Origin of the sequence: Gordonia sp. PDNC005, assembly GCF_016919385.1 — a bacterium.
In the GTDB taxonomy this organism is placed as follows: Bacteria; Actinomycetota; Actinomycetes; order Mycobacteriales; family Mycobacteriaceae; genus Gordonia.
The window spans coordinates 1,387,766-1,406,603 of sequence record NZ_CP070351.1 but is presented as its reverse complement, the minus strand read 5'-3'; the positions used below and the strand labels follow the sequence as shown (position 1 = coordinate 1,406,603).

Below are 18,838 nucleotides of genomic sequence, written 5' to 3'. Positions count from 1 at the left end.
CGTATGCCGACCACGTCAGACCGCCACCGGGGCTTTGATCGCCGGATGCGACGTGTAGTCGACCACGGAGACGTCGTCGAACTCGTAGTCGAAGATCGACGCGGCCTTCCGCAACTCGAGACGGGGGTAGGCGAACGGCTCGCGCGACAACTGCTCGGTGACTTGCTCGACGTGGTTGTCGTAGATGTGGCAGTCGCCTCCGGTCCAGATGAAGTCACCGACGTCCAGTCCCGCCTGCTGCGCCATCATGTGCGTGAGCAGCGCGTACGACGCGATGTTGAACGGAACTCCGAGGAACAAGTCCGCGCTGCGCTGATACAGCTGACACGACAGTTTTCCGTCGGCGACGTAGAACTGGAAGAACGCGTGGCACGGCGGAAGCGCCATCTGCGGGATCTCGCCGACGTTCCACGCGGACACGATGTTGCGTCGCGAGTCCGGGTTGGCCGTCAACGTGTCGAGGGCGTTCTGAATCTGGTCGATGTGATCGCCCGACGGAGTGGGCCAGTTGCGCCACTGCACGCCGTACACCGGCCCGAGTTCACCGTCCGCGTCGGCCCACTCGTCCCAGATAGTGACTCCGTGCTCCTGAAGCCAGCCGACATTCGAGTCGCCGCGCAGGAACCACAGCAGTTCGTAAACGATCGATTTGAGATGGACCTTCTTCGTCGTGATGAGCGGAAAGCCCTCCGACAGGTCGAACCTCATCTGATGCCCGAACACGCTCCTGGTCCCGGTACCGGTACGGTCCGCCTTCGGCGTGCCTGTCTCCAGGACCAGTTTCAGCAGGTCCTCGTACGGTGTGGGGATCGGCGTGCTCACGCTCCCGAGTCTACTGACCTCGCCCACGCCGCGGCCGTCGGCACGCCACGAGTGTCACGCGCGCCGCCCCACATGGGCGGTGCCGACGATCCGCCGGTGACGTTCCGACGCCGACTGCGTTCAACCATCGCCGCGCACGGCGAGCAGGCCCCGTCAGAGGTCTCCCCCCGCTGACCGGTAATGGGTTAGACAAGCCGTCGCGACCGACGCATATGCGAGACGCCGGAACCGGCCGATGGAGCCACTCAGACGACTAGGTTCGGCGTCATGAGACGAATCCGTGCCGCGTGGATGCTGCTCGCCGTCCTCGGCGTTGCCGACATCGTGTCACGCGCATTCTCAGAGGCGAGAAACGGTGCAGTCTCGTGCGGCAAGACAGGTGAGATATACATCGAAGGCGTGCGATCCGATGCCGAATGCACGGACACCTACGTGAACGTGTTCGGCATTTGGCCGCTTGTCCAGCTCGGTCTTGTGCTTTTGGCACCAGCGATCGTCGCAGCGTGTGTCATGCGTGCCCGAGTGTCGGTCGCGGCGACCGCTGCGTACATGGCGCTCATAGTGGTCGGCGTGGTGAATTGGGCCGACTGGTGGGGGCAGTTGATCGGTCCATGCCTCATCGCATCGGTCCTGGCGCTGATCATCACGCTCTTGCACCTGCACGTCCGATCACCGAGCTACAGAAGCAGAGCGGGACATCACCGCCTCGCACGCTGAGGTCAGCCCATCAGCCCGGCCGCAATCGTCGCGCCGAGCTCCCAGCACGCGTCGAGATCGGCTTTTGTCGGCTTGCCGGACACGATGACGTCGGCCCCCGACTGGACCCAGCCGAGCCCGCCCGCGATGGAGTGAACACTGCGTTCTGCGCCTTCGGTACCGACGTTGCCGTGCATGAACAGGCCGTACGGCCGACCCTTCGTGGAATCGAGGATCGTGTAGTAGCAGGTGTCGAACGCGTGCTTGAGGGCACCGCTCATGTAGCCGAGGTTGGCGGGCGTGCCGAGGAGGAAGCCGTCGGCGTCGAGCATCTCGGCGGGCGACACGGAGAGCGCCGCACGCCGCACCACGTCGATGCCGACGATCTCGGAGTCGGTTGCGCCCGCGAGCACGGCCTCGAACATCTCCTGGCAGTGCGGCGACGGCGTGTGGTGGACGATCAGCAGGCGGGCCATGTCTTCACTGTGCCACGCCCCGTGTTCCGAGCACCGATTCGGCGATATCGAGCCGACCTCGGGCGATGCCCGACATATCGGTGCTGATTCTACGCGCGGGCGCGGTACTGACCCGCGGCGCGCTTCATCATCTCGCGGGCGCGGGAGCGGTCGCCCGCGTAGTCGTAGGCGCGGGCGATGCGGTACGTGCGGACCCAGTCGGACGGGTCCGCTTCCCACTCGTCCTTGACCTGGGCGAACAGTTCGTCGGCGGCGTCGCGTTCGATGCGGCCCGACGCGCGCCGCGGCAGTTCGTCGACGTCGAGCTCTCGCCCGAGGTCGGCGACTGCCGCAGACATGCGCTGGTGTTCGATCCCCGACTTGAGCGTCGCGACGATCATCCAGACGCCGAGCAGCGGGAGGATGAACACGCCGACACCTAAACCGATCGAGACTGCGGTCCCCTCCCCGATCAGATTCACCGCCATGCGTCCGAGGATCACGAAGTAGACGCACATCGCGATGACGAGGAAAGCGATCATCGCCACGATCGGGCGGGAATCGGGTCTACGTGCAGACACGTGTCACAGATCCATCAGGTGCTCGAGGCCGACGGTGAGGCCGGGGCGCGAACCGATCTCACGAACGCCCAGGAGCACGCCGGGGACGAACGAGTTGCGATCGATGGAGTCGTGACGGATGGTCAGCGTCTCCCCCTGCGTGCCGAACAGCACTTCCTGGTGGGCGACGAGGCCGGCCAGGCGGATCGAGTGAACGCGGACACCGTCGACGTCGGCGCCGCGCGCCTCCTCGATACCCGTCGATGTGGCGTCCGGCGACGGTCCGAGCCCGGCTTCGGCGCGGGCCGCGGCGATGAGCTGCGCGGTGCGCCCGGCGGTGCCGGACGGCGCATCCGCCTTGTGCGGGTGGTGGAGTTCAACAACCTCGACCGAGTCGAAGAAGCGTGCGGCCTGCTGCGCGAAGTGCATCGACAGGACCGCGCCGATCGCGAAGTTCGGTGCGATCAGGACACCACTTCGCGGATTCGTGCCCAGCCACTCGGTGACCGCCGCGAGGCGCTCCGGAGTGAATCCGGTGGTGCCGACGACGGCGTGGATCCCGTTGTCGATCAAGAACTTCAGGTTGTCCATCACGGCGTCGGGGTGGGTGAAGTCGACGACGACCGACGTCTCCGAATCGACGAAGGCCTGCAGAGAGTCGCCTTTGTCGACGCCGACGGTGAACACGGCGTCGGAGGAGCCTTCGACACCTTCGATGATGGCCTTGCCGACCTTGCCGTTGCTGCCGAGTACACCCGTGCGGATGCCGTTGCCCATGAGCGGAGCCTCTCTTGTCGCGGATCTCCCGTCCAGTCTAGAAGCACGTTCCCGACCACATCCGACGAGGATTCTTGATCGATCGATCGAATGAGGCTAGGGTCACAGAATCGCTTGACTAGTACGCGTTTCACTTTCGAGGAGACTCATGTCTGACATCTCTCGCCGCTCACTCCTGCAGGCAGCCGCAGTCGGTGCGACAGCGACCGCCGCAGCAGCCACGATCGGCGGAGTCGCCGTCAGCCAGACCGGCCCGGCAGCTGCCGCCACCGGCTACCTCGTCGGCGCAGGCAAAGGCGATATGACCGGCGCCATCGCAGGTCAGGGCATGATGGGCTACTCCGACGCCGAGCAGGTCGCCAAGGGCCTTCTCGGTCGCACCTGGGCACGCGCCTACGTCATCGCCGACGCGGCCACCGGCAAGCGCGTCCTGTTCATCACCGCCGACATCGCGTGCATCTTCACCTCGCACCACAATCTCCTGTTGGCGGAACTCGCCAAGCGTTACGGCGACACGTACAACGTGCACAACGTGAACATCAACGCGACGCACAACCACAACTCGTGCGGCGGCACGTCGTGGGACTACGCGTACGTGCTGGCCGCGATGGGTCACCGCAGCAACTCCCTGAAGGCCGAACTCGCCGGCCTGCTCGACGCCGTCGACGAAGCTCACCGCACCCTCGGACCCGGAACCGTCGAACTCGGCCACGACGAATTGCACAACGCCAGCGCGAACCGGTCGATGCCCGCGTTCAAACTCAACGCCGCCGAAGACCGTCGCCACTTTCCGGAGAACATCGACCCTCAGGTGACCGCGCTCCGTCTCCGCCGCGGCGGCCAGACCATCGGTGAGATCACCTGGTTCGCCACCCACGGCACGTCACTGACCGACAACAACTTCCAGATCGGCCCCGACAACAAGGGCTACGCGTCGTACCTCGCCGAACAGCGCAACGCAGGTGTCGTCGCGGCACACGCGCAGACGAACGCGGGCGACATGACGCCGAATCTGTGGTTGCGGAAGATGAACCCGGGCGGGCCCACCGAGGATCATCGCACCAACCGTGTGCTCATCGGCCGCCGCCAGGACGATGCAGGCCAGCGTGCACTGTCCGGTGCCCGCGCGATGTCGAAGGGCGGCGTCGACACGGCGACCCGCTACCTCAACCTCGACGACCTGCACATCTCGGGTCACTACACCCCCAACGGCAAGTCGACCCGCACGTCGCCCGCCATCATGGGCATGGCCGCGGCCGCGACGAGCATGGAGGACAACAACCGCAGCCAGCTCGCGATCCTGCACGAGGGCATGCGCAACGAGCTCGCGATGGCGCTCGGCGCAGGCAAGACGCCCACCCCGGCGCAGTGGATGCTCGATGTCCAGGCACCGAAGGCCGACCTCTTTCCCCTCGGGCTGCTGCCCCCGCGCTCGTGGATCGAGCAGCGTCTGCCGATCCAGCTGATTCGCATCGGCGATCTCGCTCTTGCGGCGATGCCGTCGGAGACGACGATCGTCGCTGGTCTGCGTATTCGCCGCCTCGTCGCCGACGCGCTCGGCATGCCGCTGGAGAACGTCCTGCTCCAGGGCTACTCGAACGGCTACAGCCAGTACACGGTGACTCCGGAGGAGTACATCGCCCAGCAGTACGAGGGCGGCGAGAGCCTGTTCGGCCGGTGGACGCTGTGCGCATACATGCAGGAGTTCCATTCGATGGCGCGCTCGATGGCGCGCGGCAGCCGCAAGCCTGCCGGCGCGCGCCCGGCGAACCGCGACGATCTGCAGCCCGACCTCCTCGGCGGTCAGCCGGCGGACACCCCGATGCCCGGCCGCAAGTTCGGTCAGGTCGTGTCGAAGGTCCCGGCCTCGGCGAAGGTCGGGACAACGGTCTCGGCGAGCTTCTGCGGGGCCTTCCCGTCCAACAAGATCCGCCGTGGCAAAGGCACCAAGGGCTACTTCGCCGTGGAGCGCTTCACCGGCACCGGGTGGACGGTTGCATTCAACGACGATCACGAGTCGACGGAGATGACGTGGGTCCGCCCCGGCGGCAGCGCGTCGGCGTCCAAGGTGACTGTGTCCTGGCACGTGCCGCGCAACACGCCCGCGGGCGACTACCGCATCCGGTACTACGGTGACGTGAAGTCGGCGTCGGGCGCGCTGCGCGAGATCACCGGCACCACGGGTCGCATCAAGGTCAGCTGACCCGTCCCAGGTAGAGAAGGATCGCTCGCACGCGGCGGTTCTCCGTCTCAGGACGCAGGTCGAGTTTGGCGAAGATGTTCGCCACGTGCTTGGAGACGGCGGCGTCGGACACGACGAGCGACTCCGCGATCTCCGAGTTGCTCGCACCACGAGCCATGAGTTCGAGCACTTCGGATTCACGGGGCGTGAGTCGATCGAGTGCCGCCGTCGCGAACATGGAGGCGACCACTTCCGGGTCGACGACCACGCCACCGGCGATCACCGTGTCGACGGCCCGCAGGAAGTCCGCGACACGCCCGACCCGTTCTTTGAGCAGGTAGCCGACCGCTCCCCCGGGTTCGGCGAGCATCGTCCTGGCATACGCGGCGGCGACGTACTGCGACACCACCAGGACCGGCAGTCCGGGCCGGCCTTTGCGGAGTTCAAGCGCTGCGCGCAGGCCGTCATCCCCCGCCCCCGGGGGCATACGCACGTCGGTGATCACCAGGTCGACGGCGGTCACATCGACGAGCCGCAGTGCGTCGGCGTTGTCGACGACGGCGACCACCTCGTGGCCTGCCCGTTCCAGAATGCGTTGGATTCCTTCGGCCAGCAGGATCGAGTCCTCGGCCAGGACGATGCGTAGGGTCACCGTCCGATTGTCCCCGACGCCGTCAGGACGACGGGCCGCACCACCGAAGGACAGTCGGCCCGCCCACGGGGCTGTCGACGGTGAGAGCGGCTCCGACGGCCTCGGCCCGTTCGATGAGTCCGGCGAGCCCGCTGCCTGCCGAGACGTCCGCACCGCCCGCACCGTCGTCCGTGACGGTCATCGTGACCGTGTCCGCGCCGGCGAGGTGAATCGTCACCGTCGATGCCGCCCCATGCTTGACGGCATTCGTCACCGCTTCGCTCGCCGTGTAGTAGAGCGCTCTCTCGACGGGGCCCGACAGCCGTCGACCTGGCGTCCACCCGTCGCCCACGCTCACATGAACGACCACCGGGCCGCCGAGCTCGGCGCAGGCGGCCTCAACACCGTGGTCTTCGAGAACCTGCGGGTGGATGTCGCGCACCGTGTCCCGCAGAGACGAGAGAGCGCGCTCGACCCGCGCCTGCACAGCTTCGACGTCGGTGCGGACGGTCGGGTCGTCGTTCATCTGCGCGATCTCGCCCAACTGCATCGCTGCACCCACCAGCTCCTGCTGTGGTCCATCGTGGAGATCCCGCTCGATACGGCGTCGCTCCACCTCGAACGAGTCGACGAGCACACCGCGGGACGATTCCAGCGCCTCGACGCGGGCGGTGAGCTCTTCCTGGCGGGGTCCGAGAAGAGCGATCGCGATCGACGCCGTCGCAGCCGCTACGCCCGCCCACAGGTACAGCGTGATGATGAGGAGCGGGATCGCGATCGGGACGAGCACCCAGGCCTCCGCAGTGCTGCTCACCGTCCAGAAGCCGAGCTCGATCGGCATGTCCCGCTCGACGAACATCGGTGCCAGGGCGAAGAGGCCGAACACCACCCCTTCGAGAACCAGCACCAGCGTCAACACCGGGGTCAGGACCGCCACCACGAGTGTGTAGACCACCTCGCGCCACGTCGACGCCTCACCGAGTCGGACTCCGATCCGCATCCCGAGGCCACCGTCAACGGGTCGGTGCGGGTCGCCGATCTCGGGCAGTCCGAGCAGTCTCACGCGCTGGCGTTCGATTTTGCCGAGCAGATTCGCCCACGCGGGTACAAATGGCAGCAGCACGATCGCTATGTACACGAGGATCGTCAGCCAACCGAGAACCAGCGTGACACCCGTGTACGTCGCGGCACGCAACGGCGCGGACGAGAAGAGGTATGTCAGCGGCGACTGGCGCATTCGCTGCCACGGTGCACCGGGCGACGGCTCGTCTGCCGAGCGGACGGTTGGATTCATATCAGTCGTTGCCATGCCTTGAACGCTATTGACCTGCGCGAATGGAGTCACGGGCCCGGGGTGGACAGTTCATGGTAGAGCCAGCACCACCCTGTGCAGACGACTCCGGCCCGCGACAGAAGTGCGTGTCGCGGGCCGGAGCGGTCAATCTGTGGGATCAGGCGTCAGCCTTCTCCTCCGTCTTCTTCTCGTCTGCCTTGTCCGCGTCGTTGTTGACCGGGATGAGGCTGATCTTGCCGCGCTCGTCGATGTCGGCGATCTCCACCTGGAGCTTGTCACCGACCTTGACGACGTCTTCGACCTTGCCGATGCGCTTGCCGTTGCCCAGCTTGCTGATGTGGACGAGACCGTCGCGGCCCGGCAGGAGCGAGACGAACGCGCCGAAGGCGGCCGTCTTCACGACGGTGCCGAGGAAACGCTCGCCGACCTTCGGCAGCTGCGGGTTGGCGATGGCGTTGACCTTGTCGATCGCCGCCTGAGCGGACAGGCCGTCGGCGGCGCCGATGAACACGGTGCCGTCGTCCTCGATCGAGATGTTGGCACCGGTCTCTTCGGTGATGCCGTTGATCGTCTTGCCCTTGGGGCCGATCAGCTCGCCGATCTTGTCCATCGGGATCTTGATGGTGGTGATCCGCGGAGCGTACGGGCTCATCTCGTCGGGCTCGTCGATGGCCTCGGCGAGGACGTCGAGGATGGTGAGGCGGGCCTGCTTGGCCTGGCTCAGCGCACCGGCGAGAACCTTCGAGGGGATGCCGTCGAGCTTCGTGTCGAGCTGGAGAGCCGTCACGAAGTCCTTGGTGCCCGCGACCTTGAAGTCCATGTCGCCGAACGCGTCCTCGGCACCGAGGATGTCGGTGAGGGCGACGTAGCGGGTCTCGGTCTTGCCGTCGATGGTGACCTCGTCGGAGACCAGGCCCATCGCGATGCCTGCGACCGGAGCCTTCAGCGGCACACCGGCGTTGAGCAGCGAGATGGTCGCGGCACAGACCGAGCCCATCGACGTCGAACCGTTGGAGCCGAGAGCCTCGGACACCTGGCGGATCGCGTACGGGAACTCCTCGACGCTCGGGAGCACCGGCACGATGGCGCGCTCGGCGAGTGCGCCGTGGCCGATCTCGCGGCGCTTCGGCGAACCGACACGGCCGGTCTCACCGGTCGAGTACGGCGGGAAGTTGTAGTGATGCATGTAGCGCTTGCTGGTCTCGGGGCCGAGCGAGTCGACCTGCTGAGCCATCTTGACCATGTCGAGGGTGGTGACGCCCATGATCTGGGTCTCGCCACGCTCGAACAGTGCGCTGCCGTGCGCACGCGGGATGATCCCGATCTCGGCCGACAGCTCACGGATGTCGGTGATGCCACGGCCGTCGATGCGGAAGTGGTCGGTCAGGATGCGCTGGCGGACGAGCTTCTTGGTCAGCGAGCGGTACGCTGCGCCGATCTGGCCTTCGCGACCCTCGAAGCGCTCGCCGAGCTCGGCGAGGACGTCTGCCTTGAGCGCGTCGGTGGCGTTGTCGCGTTCCTGCTTGCCGGAGATCGCGAGGGCGTCGCCGAGGCGTGCCGATGCGAACTCGGAGACTGCGTCGAAGACATCGTCGGCGTAGGCCGGGAACAGCGGGAAGTCGCGGGTCTCCTTGGCGGCGGCCGCGGCCAGCTGCTTCTGAGCCTCGCAGAGTGCGGCGATGAAGGGCTTCGCAGCCTCGAGGCCTTCGGCGACGACGGTCTCGCTCGGTGCCTGAGCGCCGCCTGCGATGAGTTCGAGGACGTTCTCGGTGGCCTCGGCTTCGACCATCATGATCGCGACGTCGGCTGATGCGCCTTCACCGGCGACGATGCGGCCTGCGACGACCATGTCGAACACGGCGCCTTCGAGCTGCTCGACGGTCGGGAACGCGACCCACTGGCCTGCCTTGTTCTCGTCGGTCGGGATGAGGGCGACGCGGACGCCGCCGACCGGACCGGAGAACGGGAGGCCGGCGATCTGAGTCGACGCGGAGGCGGCGTTGATCGCCACGACGTCGTACAGGTCGTTCGGGTCGAGCGAGAGGATGGTCTCGACGACCTGGATCTCGTTGCGGAGACCGTCGACGAACGACGGGCGCAGCGGGCGGTCGATGAGACGGCAGGTGAGGATGGCGTCGGTCGACGGGCGGCCTTCGCGGCGGAAGAACGATCCGGGGATGCGTCCCGCGGCGTACATGCGCTCTTCGACGTCGACGGTCAGCGGGAAGAAGTCGAAGTGGTCCTTCGGCGACTTCGATGCGGTGGTCGTCGAGAGGATCATGGTGCCCTCGTCGAGGTACGCGACGACCGAGCCTGCGGCCTGCAGCGCGAGGCGGCCGGTCTCGAAGCGGATCGTGCGGGTGCCGAACGACCCGTTGTCGATGACAGCGGAGACTTCGGTGATCGAATCGTCGAAGTCGTCGTTGATGACATCAGTCATGAAGTGGAATTTCCTTTGTTTGTGCCGTCGCGATCCACGCGAGGCGATATGCAGTTGCAGACCCTTCAGCAGCGAGGCGCCGCGGGGGTCTACCGAGATGAGAGTGTGGGAACGGCCCTATGGTCGTGAACAGCGCACCTCGCGCTGTGAGTAGACGGCCTTCGATCGAAGCGGCCGGATGTGCCCTTGCACTTCCGACAGCCACTACCGAGGACCGATCTGACGTGTCACGACCATTCGTGCGTACCGCACCTTCATCGCACGGACATTCTAGCATTCACCCTGCAAAAACACTTCGAGGCCGCAACCCGTGTGGGTCGCGGCCTCGAAGGTGAAATCTTCTCCGCTCTCGAGCGGAGTCGAGAGGCTACGTCAGCGACGCATGCCCAGACGCTCGATCAGCGAGCGGTAGCGGTTGATGTCCACGCCGGCCAAGTACTTCAGCAGGCGACGACGACGACCGACGAGCAGGAGCAGACCACGACGGCTGTGGTGATCGTGCTTGTGCTGCTTGAGGTGCTCGGTGAGATCCTTGATTCGCTTGGTCAGCATCGCGACCTGAGCCTCCGGCGAACCGGTGTCGGTCGGGTGCACGCCGTACTCGGCGAGGATGGCCTTCTTCTCTTCAGTGGTCAATGCCATGAGAGTCTCCTTGATTTCCAGTCCGTGCTCCAGACTTCCCCACCAGGGAAAGGGTGCGCCGCCACGGACCGCAGCCGACACCAGCGGTGTACGTTACCAGGTCGTCCACCCAGGTCAGAATCGTCGGCAGCCCACCCTCTCAGAACAGACGCGCGCTCACTCCGCCGAGAGGATCGTCCGGGTGCGGTCGACGTCGTCGGCGATGGCGGCGATGAGGGCGTCGATGCCGTCGTACGACTCCATGCCGCGCAGACGACTGACGAAGTCGACGGCGACGTGCTGTCCGTACAGGTCGGCGTCGACGTCGAGGACGTACGCCTCGACGGTGCGGTTGCGTCCTGAGAACGTCGGGTTGGTTCCGACCGACACCGACGCCGCGTAGCGCTCGCCGACGCGGATGTCGTCCGCTTCCTTGTCGCCGAGGACGGTGAACCAGGCGGCGTAGACCCCGTCGCCGGGGATGGCCGCATGCTCCGGCGGAGCGACGTTGGCCGTCGGGTATCCGAGGTCTCGGCCGCGTCGTTCACCGTGGACGACAACACCCTCGACCCGGTGCGGTCGCCCGAGCGCTTCTGCGGCCAACTCGACGTCGCCCGACGCGACGCACGAACGGATGTAGGTGGACGAGTAGGTCACAGCGTGCTCACCGAACAACGACACCGCGGTCACCTCGAAACCGAATCGATGGCCGAGTTCCCGGAGCTTCGGGACGTCGCCGAGCGCCTTGTGACCGAACGTGAAGTTGTCGCCGACGATCACCTCTGCGGCATGCAGTTGCTCGACGAGGACTTCGTGAACGAACTCCTCGGGCGACTGCGCCGCCAACGTCGGGGTGAACGGGATGACGCAGAACACGTCGACTCCCATCTCCTCCGCGAGGTCGGCGCGGCGTCGCAGCGTCGACAGCTGCGGCGGGTGACTCCCCGGTCGGACCACTTCGGACGGATGCGGGTCGAACGTCATGAGGACGGCGGGCACTCCGCGCTCCGCCGCCGCACGCGTCGCCGCGTTCACCAATTGGGCGTGCCCACGGTGAATGCCGTCGAACACGCCGATGGTCACCACACAGCGACCCCATCCGGCAGGTACCTCGTCCAAACCTCGCCAACGCAACACGGGTCTAAGAGTACGACTCGTGCGCACTCTCGGCAGTGCCCGGTGGGTAAGGTTTGGTTCATGCCCGACTCTCGCCCGGTCGACGAACTCTCGTCAGTGACCCAGGACTACCTGAAAGTGATCTGGACGTCGCAGGAGTGGTCCGACACCAAGGTGACGACAAAACTGCTGGCCGAGAAGCTGAGCGTGTCCCCGTCCACCGCGTCGGAAGGTATCCGCAAGCTCGCCGATCAGGGCCTTGTGGACCATGCTCCCTACGGCGCTGTGACTCTGACCGACACCGGCCGTGAAGCCGCCGTCGGCATGGTCCGCCGTCATCGACTCCTCGAGACTTTCCTCGTCCGCGAACTCGGGTACGGCTGGGACGAGGTCCACACTGATGCCGAAGTCCTCGAACACGCCGTCTCCGAGCTTCTCCTGCAGCGCATCGACGCGAAGCTCGGCCATCCCAAACGCGACCCGCACGGCGATCCGATTCCGGACGCCAACGGAACGGTGCCCTCGTCGCCGTCGCTCCAGCTCGCCGATCTCAACGTCGATGATGTCGGCACGATCACCCGGATCTCCGACTCCGACCCCGAGATGCTCCGGTACTTCGAAGAGATCGGCATCAGCCTCGACTGCCGAGTACGGATCACCGAGAAGCGCCCCTTCGCCGGCACGGTGACCGTCTGCGTGGACGACGGCACGCCGATCCACCTCGGCGACATCGCCGCCCGCGCGATCTTCCTCGAACGCGCCTGACACACCCAAACTCAGTACTCTCAGCGAATGCCGAGGGAAGATAACCCTCGACCGGTGTTCTGAGTGCTGAGTTTGGGGAACCCGTCTCGCCGAGCCCGAAGCGGATAGGGTGCAGGATGTGACCTCCGCCTCAATCGAGCATCCAGTCGTCGAGACCGCGTCCGGCCCAGTCCGTGGCCGTTTTGTCCCCACGAGCAACGGTTCGACCGTCGCCGCGTTCCTCGGAATCCCGTACGCCGCAGCACCTGTCGGCGATCTCGCAGTCGCCGCACCGCGGCCTCACGCTGCCTGGACCGAGCCGCGCGACGCCGGTGAATACGGGCCCGCGGCACCGCAGGTCGGGTACCCGGAGCCGATCGGCTCCATTCTGGAGAACGTCAACGCTCCCGGCGACGACTACCTGAACGTCAACGTCTGGACCCCAGACACCGACGCCGACGACCTTCCGGTTCTCGTGTGGATCCACGGTGGCGCCTTCACACGTGGTGCCAACCGGGTCGGCATCTACGCGGGCGACACCTTCGCCCGCGACGGCATCGTGTTCGTCGGTATCAACTACCGCCTCGGAGCGCCCGGATTCGCGTCGATCGACGGCGCGCCGGAGAACCGCGGACTGCTCGATCAGATCGCCGCCCTCGAATGGGTGCGCGACAACGTCGCTGCGTTCGGCGGCGACCCGTCGCAGGTCACCATCGTCGGTGAATCCGCGGGTGCCATGAGCGTCGCGTCGCTCCTCTCGTCACCGCGTGCCGTCGGACTCTTCCAGCGGGCCGTCATGGAGAGCGGCAACGGCGTTGCGGCCGCGGCGATCGCCGATGCCCGCAAGCTGAGTGCCAGGATCAGCGAGATCCTCGGCGTCGAGGCGACCGCCGACGGCTGGGCGTCCGTGTCGTCCGAGGATCTGCTCGCAGCCCAGACGCAGATGGCGCTCGAACTGTCGATGAACCCCGATGCATCTATGTGGGGCGAGTCGGTCATCGCCGCGGGCCAAGGGATCATGAGCCTGTTTCCAGTGATCGACGGTGACGTCCTCCCTGCGCACCCTGTCGCCTCGATCGCGCAGGGTGCCGGCGCGGGAGTGCCGTTGCTCGCGGGCTGGAATGCCGACGAGTTCCACTTCTTCCTGGCGCCGACCGGAATCGTCGCCGCGGTCGACGAAGCGGGAGCCGCCGCATTCCTGACTCGGTCCGGTCTCCAGACCCATCGGTTCACCGAACTCGTCGCAAGCGGCGTCACTCCGGGCGACGCGCTGTGCGCCGAACTGACACGCACCGGGTTCTCCGACCCGACGATCAACATCGCCGACGCCCGGCCGGACGCTCACACCTTCCTGTACGAGTTCGGCCGGCACAGCCCGGTTGCAGGCATCCGAGCCGGCCACGCCGTCGAGATCCCCTACGTCTTCGATCATCTCGACGACGCGCACCGCCTGGTCGGCGACTCCCCCGACCAGGCCCTAGCGACCCGGATGCACGCCGTCTGGACGGCATTCGTCATGGCCGGTGACCCGGGTTGGGAACCTCACGTCACAGGAGCGCAGCCGCACCTGTTCGTGTGAGTGGTCAGCGGAGGGTGGCCGGGCGCACGACCATGACCGAGCTCGCGCGGCGACCCTTCTCCTGGACCAGCGCGATCGCCTGCCCGGACGGGTCGACGACGGTGTAGACCCCCTTCATCCCGACCGGCTCCAACCAGCGGCCCTGGCTGATCGACTCCGCGTCGTCGTCGGTGATCTCGCGCAGCGGGAAACACAGTTTCGCCGCATCGTCGATGCCGAGGGACAGCCCCGGTGCCTCGGACACGGCATCCATCGTCCGCGCGTGGTCGAGGGTGAACGGCCCGACGGCCGTGCGGCGTAGCGCGGTCAGGTGACCGCCCACGCCCAGACCGGCGCCGAGATCCCGCGCGAGGGAACGGATGTAGGTTCCTGACGAGCAGTCGACGTCGACGTCGACATCCACGAACGCACCGTCACGGCGGATGTCGAGAATGTCGAACCTCGACACGGTGACAGGCCTGGCGTCGAGCTCGAACTCCTCCCCCGTGCGCATGAGGACGTGAGCGCGTCGACCGTCGACCTTGATGGCGCTGACCTTGGCGGGGATCTGCAGGATGTCGCCGGTCAACGCAGCGACGCCGGCCACGACCTGGTCGTCGGTAACGCTGCTCGCGTCCGCCGATTCGAGGACGTCGCCCTCGGCGTCGTCGGTGTTCGTGCTCTGGCCGAGCCGGATGGTCGCAGCGTACGACTTCGTCGTCAGCGACAGCAGACCGAGAAGCTTGGTGGCCCTCTCGACACCGATCACCAGGACACCGGTCGCCATCGGGTCGAGGGTGCCCGCGTGACCCACTTTACGGGTCTGAAACGCCTTGCGAGTTTTGGCGACGACGTCGTGGCTGGTCATTCCGGCAGCCTTGTCGACGATGAGCAGTCCCGCGTTGTCGATACTGGAATCGGCCATCAGGTGAGCGCAATCGTCGTGAGGATCAGGCCGTCCGTCACGGCCCACCGCCCCGGCAACGTCAGGAGCGGGTCGCCCCCGTCGATGGTGGAGCCGTCGATCAGGATGGTGGACGTGAACGTGCCGCTCAAGCCGTCGGTGTCCCGAGTGAATGTGATGTGGGCGTCCTCGAAGCCGAGCCAACGGTGCGTGATCGGAAACCACGCCTTGTAGGTCGCCTCTTTGGCGCAGAACAGAAGGCGATCCCAGTGCAGGTCGTCGTCACGGGTGGCGAGAACGTCGCGCTCGGCCTGAACCGAGGTGTGGCCGAGGACGCCGTCCGGCAACGCCAGATGCGGTTCAGCGTCGATGCCGAGCGAGCGGACCTGCATCGTGTACGCGGCGACGGCGGCGCGGTAGCCGTCGCAGTGTGTCATGCTGCCGACCACTTGGTTCGGCCACAACGGCATGCCGCGTTCGCCCCGCAGGATCGGCACCGGGTCGTATCCGAGCTGCCCGAGAGCCTGCCGGGCGAGGTGTCGGGCCGTGATGAACTCACGACGACGCTTCTCCACCGCCTGCGAGATGAGGCTCTCTTCGGCGGGCATGGCGGTCAGTCCGGGTGGGTCGCCGAATGTTTCGGCGGCGCCCACGCCGGACGGCACGAGTCGCGAGATCATGTGTTCGATTTTGCCATGCTCATTTGTCGCGCTTGGCGCGCCGCTCCTCGATGCGCTTGCGGAACTCGGCCGCCTTCTCCTCGTAGTCCGGCGGCAGGTCGAACCGCGCACCGTGCTCGGGCAGCGTGTCAGGTGTGATGCCGCCGTCCGGCACGATGGGGCGCAGCAACGGGCGCGGAAGACCGCGCCGCTTCCATTCGCGCGGGTAGCCTACCGACACCTCCTCGAACCGGACACTGTCGTACCAGGTTGTCCGTGGGATGTGCAGGTGACCGTAGACGCTGCACACGGCGTTGAACCTGGTGTGCCAGTCGGCGGTCAGCTCACTGCCGCACCACAACGCGAACTCCGGGTACATCAATGCGTCGCACGGTTCTCGTCGGAGCGGCCAATGGTTGATCAGCACGGTCTTCTCGCTCGGATCGATCGCCTCCAACCGTGTCCGGGTGGCGTCGATCCGGGCTCGTCCCCACGCGTCGCGCGTTCCGAACGGTTCCGGCGACAAGAGGAACTCGTCCGTCGCGACGACATTCCGCTCCCGGGCGACGGCCAGCGCCTGCAGGGTGGTCGAGGTGCCCTCCGGGCGGAACGTGTAGTCGTACAGCAGGAACATCGGGACGACCCGCACTGGATCCGAGCCGTCCCCCGCGTCGAACAGTGGGTAGATGTCTTCCGGCGTGACCACCCCGAGGTCGCGGCACGCCTGCACCAGGTAGTCGTACCGGGCGACGCCGAAGATCTGCAGCGGATCCTTCGCCGTCGTGTAGAGCTCGTGGTTTCCGGGGACCCACACGACTTTGGCGAAACGCGCCGCGAGGCGCCGCAGCGTGTCGACGATGTCGTCGGTGCGCTCGGCGACATCGCCCGCGACGATCAGCCAGTCCCCCGGGTCCGTGGGCCGGATCTGCTCCAGGATCTGCTCGTTGCCGCGGTGCGAGACGTGCAGATCGCTGATCGCCCAGAGAGTCGCCATGCGTTCATCGTCGCACGCGTCGGTTCACTGCTGATCACCGCCGCGCGCCACCATCCGAGGCATTCGACGACAGACGAGGCATGCATGCGTGCCGCGGATGTCGGCGAGGGCCTCGTTCATTTCGGGATCAGACGCGCGCCGCGAAGAGAGGGCTACCGTGGAGCCATGACGCATCCCACCCCGGTTCCACCGCCGACAGTGGAACTCGATCCGTCCCCTGTTCTTCGCCACAACCCGGACCGGGACCGCTACGAGATGTGGTCGGGCGACGAGTTGATCGGATTGGTGGGCTACGAACCGACCGCAGGTGGTGACATCGTCATCCTCCACACCGTGGTGACCGAGAAGTTCGGACGCGCAGGCTTCGCTCGCCTACTCACCGTCCAACTGCTCGACGCTCTCGAGGCCGAAGGCCGCCAGGTGGTTCCGGTGTGCACGTACGTGCAGAAGTTCGTGGATAGATTCCCGCAGTATCAGCACATGATCCTGGCGTGACGCGGCCGACGAACTCTCGGCTGCGCACTGCGATCGCCGGTGCCGCCCTTTTAGTGTCGACCGCCGCCTCTGTCGTGCTGCTCACGTCCTTCGGCGAGATTCCCAGCGCTGTCACCGTCGCGGGCCTACTGGTCAATGCGATGCTTTACGGCGCAGTGCTCTACACGATCGCTCGGCCCCGCCGAGCCACTCTCGCAGCAACTACTGCGATCGCAGCCACCGCGGTTCCAGTCGTACTCCTCCAGGTCGTCAACGACGGGACGCTGTTTCTGATCGGCTGGCCGTTCGCGTACGTCGTTGCATGGTCTGCCGCACGACGGGTCGGGATCGGAGTATTCGGGCTCGTGACGGCGGCGATCGTGGTGATTCTCGGATACGCGCTGCTGGTAGTTCATTTCATGACATCCGCCCCATCGTCAGGTCAGCTCACCGAAAGCGTGTCTGGCGCGGTGCTAATCGCTTGGCTGACGGCTGCCGCCGCCAATGGCGCATTGTGGCTCGAGGAAGCGGTCCGGGAACGGATCACCAGACGAACGACCAGCCCAGGACCGCGAGAGACAGCGCCAGCATTCCCAAGCAGTTGACCCAGAAGGTGACACCGACGAAGCCCGCTCGGATGTGTGCGATGGACGCGGCGACGAAGTACGCGACAACGCCCGCGGTCGCCGCCACTCCGACTCCGTCGTGCCAGACTCCGACGATCAGGCCCGCGGTGGCGAGCACCTTGATGTACACAAGAGCCCATCCCCATTCGAGCGGGAAGCCGACACCCGCGTAGCAGTCACGGATGAAAGCCGGCGGCCGGATCGACATGAGCGCGTCCCCGCCGATGACAACGGCGAGCAACAGGACGGGCCAGACCGGATCGGGTGTTGAGAACATCATGACTCCTCGGGTTGCGTATCTGCGACGGTCGAGCGGATGAGCACGGCGGCAACGGCTTCGAGGTCGGCACGGATGGCGACTGCATCACTGTCGACGACGGCGGACGTCATCACCAGGCCCAGGTAGGCAAGGTAGACCGCCCGCGCGGCCGGTGCCGCATCCGGTCCGAGACCTGCATCGGCGAACACCGCCTCGAAGTCGTTCTGCAGCGCGACGGCGAGAGCGCCGAACACCTCGGTCGACTGCGACCCCCGCGCGAGAACAGCTCCGTATTCTCGTGCCAGGTGGAGGTCGGCGTCGAAGATGTCGAGGAACGGTTGCACGACGTCGCCGATCCGAGTGACCGGATCGCCGCCAGGCGACACCGCTCCTCTGGCTTCGTGCACGGCCCCGATCCATCCGTCGAACGCGGAGAGCAGCAGGGAGTCCTTGTCGCCGACGCCCATCACGGTTCCCACGCTGACCCCCGCGTCTGAGGCGATCCGGCGAATTGTCGTGCCACCGAATCCCTGCTCGACGAACAGCTTCTGGGCGGAGGCGACGACCCGCGCTCGGGTTGCGGACTTCTGATCCGCCCTTGTGGATTGAACATGTTCACTGAACATGTTCACCACGGTACACCGCGTTACGCGCGCGATCCAGCGATACGTCCTGTCCATGACTCCGTTCACCGACCGTCTCGTCGCACAGCTCCCCGCCGGAACCGTCACGCCACAACCGATCCTCACAATGTTCGACTGGCGCGCCGACAACGGTCGGCATCGAGTCACAGAGCGAAGTCGCCGTCGACTTCCTCCGATTCCTTGCGATCGGGTACGACGAACCGTGTTGGCCGGAGACACGCGCTACCGCCGGAAGAGGTCTACGCCGCTGAAGCGGACGACGACGACCCGACGGACCCATTTCTGATCTGGCTGGCCGACTGCCTATGTCGTCTAACCATTACCGCTCAGAAGCAACACGGCGCACACGGCGCCTACTCAGGCTGAGCGGTAATGGTTGAAC

Annotated in this window: 19 protein-coding genes; 5 read left to right on the top strand and 14 right to left on the bottom strand. The window is 66.3% G+C overall.

All coding sequences use genetic code 11. The features are described 5' to 3' along the window. Positions 1–15: 15 nt before the first annotated feature. Complete coding sequence (locus JVX90_RS06645; protein WP_205331608.1) at positions 16–822, bottom strand: thymidylate synthase; 807 nt, start codon at positions 820–822, stop codon at positions 16–18. Between the two features lie 267 nt (positions 823–1,089). On the opposite strand from JVX90_RS06645, the gene JVX90_RS06640 reads away from it, so the two are divergent. Beyond that, positions 1,090–1,539, top strand: a complete 450-nt coding sequence (locus JVX90_RS06640; RefSeq protein WP_205331607.1) for a hypothetical protein — start codon at positions 1,090–1,092, stop codon at positions 1,537–1,539. 2 nt (positions 1,540–1,541) lie between these two features. On the opposite strand, the gene JVX90_RS06635 is transcribed toward JVX90_RS06640, so the two are convergent. The 3 genes from JVX90_RS06635 to dapB form a co-directional block, all read right to left on the bottom strand. After that, positions 1,542–1,994 carry an NAD(P)H-dependent oxidoreductase gene (locus tag JVX90_RS06635; protein WP_205331606.1) on the bottom strand — a complete coding sequence of 151 codons (453 nt, stop codon included), beginning with the start codon at positions 1,992–1,994 and terminating at the stop codon, positions 1,542–1,544. Between the two features lie 89 nt (positions 1,995–2,083). Beyond that, a complete protein-coding gene (locus JVX90_RS06630) occupies positions 2,084–2,515 on the bottom strand; it encodes a hypothetical protein (protein ID WP_240194152.1) in 432 nt (143 codons plus the stop codon). A gap of 42 nt (positions 2,516–2,557) precedes the next feature. Beyond that, positions 2,558–3,310, bottom strand: coding sequence for a 4-hydroxy-tetrahydrodipicolinate reductase (dapB, locus tag JVX90_RS06625; protein WP_205331604.1), 753 nt, complete (start codon positions 3,308–3,310; stop codon positions 2,558–2,560). 148 nt (positions 3,311–3,458) lie between these two features. Between dapB and JVX90_RS06620 the strand changes: the two genes are divergently transcribed. Continuing rightward, entirely contained in the window at positions 3,459–5,513 is a 2,055-nt protein-coding gene (locus JVX90_RS06620; RefSeq protein ID WP_205331603.1) for a neutral/alkaline non-lysosomal ceramidase N-terminal domain-containing protein, read from the top strand. On the opposite strand, the gene JVX90_RS06615 is transcribed toward JVX90_RS06620, so the two are convergent. The 5 genes from JVX90_RS06615 to JVX90_RS06595 all read right to left on the bottom strand — a co-directional run bounded on the left by JVX90_RS06615 (position 5,506) and on the right by JVX90_RS06595 (position 11,615). Continuing rightward, positions 5,506–6,144, bottom strand: a complete 639-nt coding sequence (locus JVX90_RS06615; protein WP_205331602.1) for a response regulator transcription factor — start codon at positions 6,142–6,144, stop codon at positions 5,506–5,508. The genes JVX90_RS06620 and JVX90_RS06615 overlap by 8 nt on opposite strands. A 22-nt stretch (positions 6,145–6,166) precedes the next feature. Next, complete coding sequence (locus JVX90_RS06610) at positions 6,167–7,432, bottom strand: sensor domain-containing protein (RefSeq protein WP_205331601.1); 1,266 nt, start codon at positions 7,430–7,432, stop codon at positions 6,167–6,169. A gap of 142 nt (positions 7,433–7,574) precedes the next feature. After that, on the bottom strand, positions 7,575–9,857 hold the full coding sequence (locus JVX90_RS06605) for a polyribonucleotide nucleotidyltransferase (RefSeq protein WP_205331600.1): 2,283 nt from the start codon (positions 9,855–9,857) through the stop codon (positions 7,575–7,577). A 372-nt stretch (positions 9,858–10,229) separates the two neighbouring features. Next, positions 10,230–10,499, bottom strand: a complete 270-nt coding sequence (rpsO, locus tag JVX90_RS06600) for a 30S ribosomal protein S15 (protein ID WP_008382178.1) — start codon at positions 10,497–10,499, stop codon at positions 10,230–10,232. Between the two features lie 156 nt (positions 10,500–10,655). Further along, positions 10,656–11,615 carry a bifunctional riboflavin kinase/FAD synthetase gene (locus tag JVX90_RS06595; protein WP_205331599.1) on the bottom strand — a complete coding sequence of 320 codons (960 nt, stop codon included), beginning with the start codon at positions 11,613–11,615 and terminating at the stop codon, positions 10,656–10,658. A 60-nt stretch (positions 11,616–11,675) separates the two neighbouring features. On the opposite strand from JVX90_RS06595, the gene JVX90_RS06590 reads away from it, so the two are divergent. Both JVX90_RS06590 and JVX90_RS06585 read left to right on the top strand, forming a co-directional pair. Then, positions 11,676–12,359, top strand: a complete 684-nt coding sequence (locus tag JVX90_RS06590; protein WP_205331598.1) for a metal-dependent transcriptional regulator — start codon at positions 11,676–11,678, stop codon at positions 12,357–12,359. Positions 12,360–12,477: 118 nt separating this feature from the next. Beyond that, positions 12,478–13,917 (top strand): carboxylesterase family protein, encoded by a 1,440-nt coding sequence (locus JVX90_RS06585; RefSeq protein WP_205331597.1) that lies wholly within the window; start codon positions 12,478–12,480, stop codon positions 13,915–13,917. Positions 13,918–13,921: 4 nt separating this feature from the next. Here the strand turns inward: JVX90_RS06585 and truB are convergent, their stop codons facing one another. The 3 genes from truB to JVX90_RS06570 are packed head-to-tail and all read right to left on the bottom strand — an operon-like array spanning position 13,922 to position 16,453. Then, on the bottom strand, positions 13,922–14,821 hold the full coding sequence (gene truB / locus JVX90_RS06580; RefSeq protein ID WP_205331596.1) for a tRNA pseudouridine(55) synthase TruB: 900 nt from the start codon (positions 14,819–14,821) through the stop codon (positions 13,922–13,924). Beyond that, complete coding sequence (locus JVX90_RS06575) at positions 14,821–15,480, bottom strand: 4'-phosphopantetheinyl transferase (protein ID WP_205331595.1); 660 nt, start codon at positions 15,478–15,480, stop codon at positions 14,821–14,823. Before JVX90_RS06575 ends, truB begins: the two co-directional genes overlap by 1 nt. 19 nt (positions 15,481–15,499) lie before the next feature. After that, complete coding sequence (locus JVX90_RS06570) at positions 15,500–16,453, bottom strand: metallophosphoesterase (protein WP_205331594.1); 954 nt, start codon at positions 16,451–16,453, stop codon at positions 15,500–15,502. 165 nt (positions 16,454–16,618) lie between these two features. Here JVX90_RS06570 and JVX90_RS06565 point away from each other — a divergent pair, with 165 nt between their 5' ends. Further along, positions 16,619–16,948 carry a GNAT family N-acetyltransferase gene (locus tag JVX90_RS06565; RefSeq protein ID WP_205331593.1) on the top strand — a complete coding sequence of 110 codons (330 nt, stop codon included), beginning with the start codon at positions 16,619–16,621 and terminating at the stop codon, positions 16,946–16,948. A 522-nt stretch (positions 16,949–17,470) separates the two neighbouring features. Here JVX90_RS06565 and JVX90_RS06560 read toward each other — a convergent pair. Continuing rightward, positions 17,471–17,830, bottom strand: a complete 360-nt coding sequence (locus JVX90_RS06560; RefSeq protein ID WP_205332302.1) for a DoxX family protein — start codon at positions 17,828–17,830, stop codon at positions 17,471–17,473. Continuing rightward, complete coding sequence (locus JVX90_RS06555) at positions 17,830–18,438, bottom strand: TetR/AcrR family transcriptional regulator (RefSeq protein ID WP_205331592.1); 609 nt, start codon at positions 18,436–18,438, stop codon at positions 17,830–17,832. The genes JVX90_RS06560 and JVX90_RS06555 overlap by 1 nt, the downstream gene beginning before the upstream one ends. Positions 18,439–18,838 lie beyond the last annotated feature (400 nt).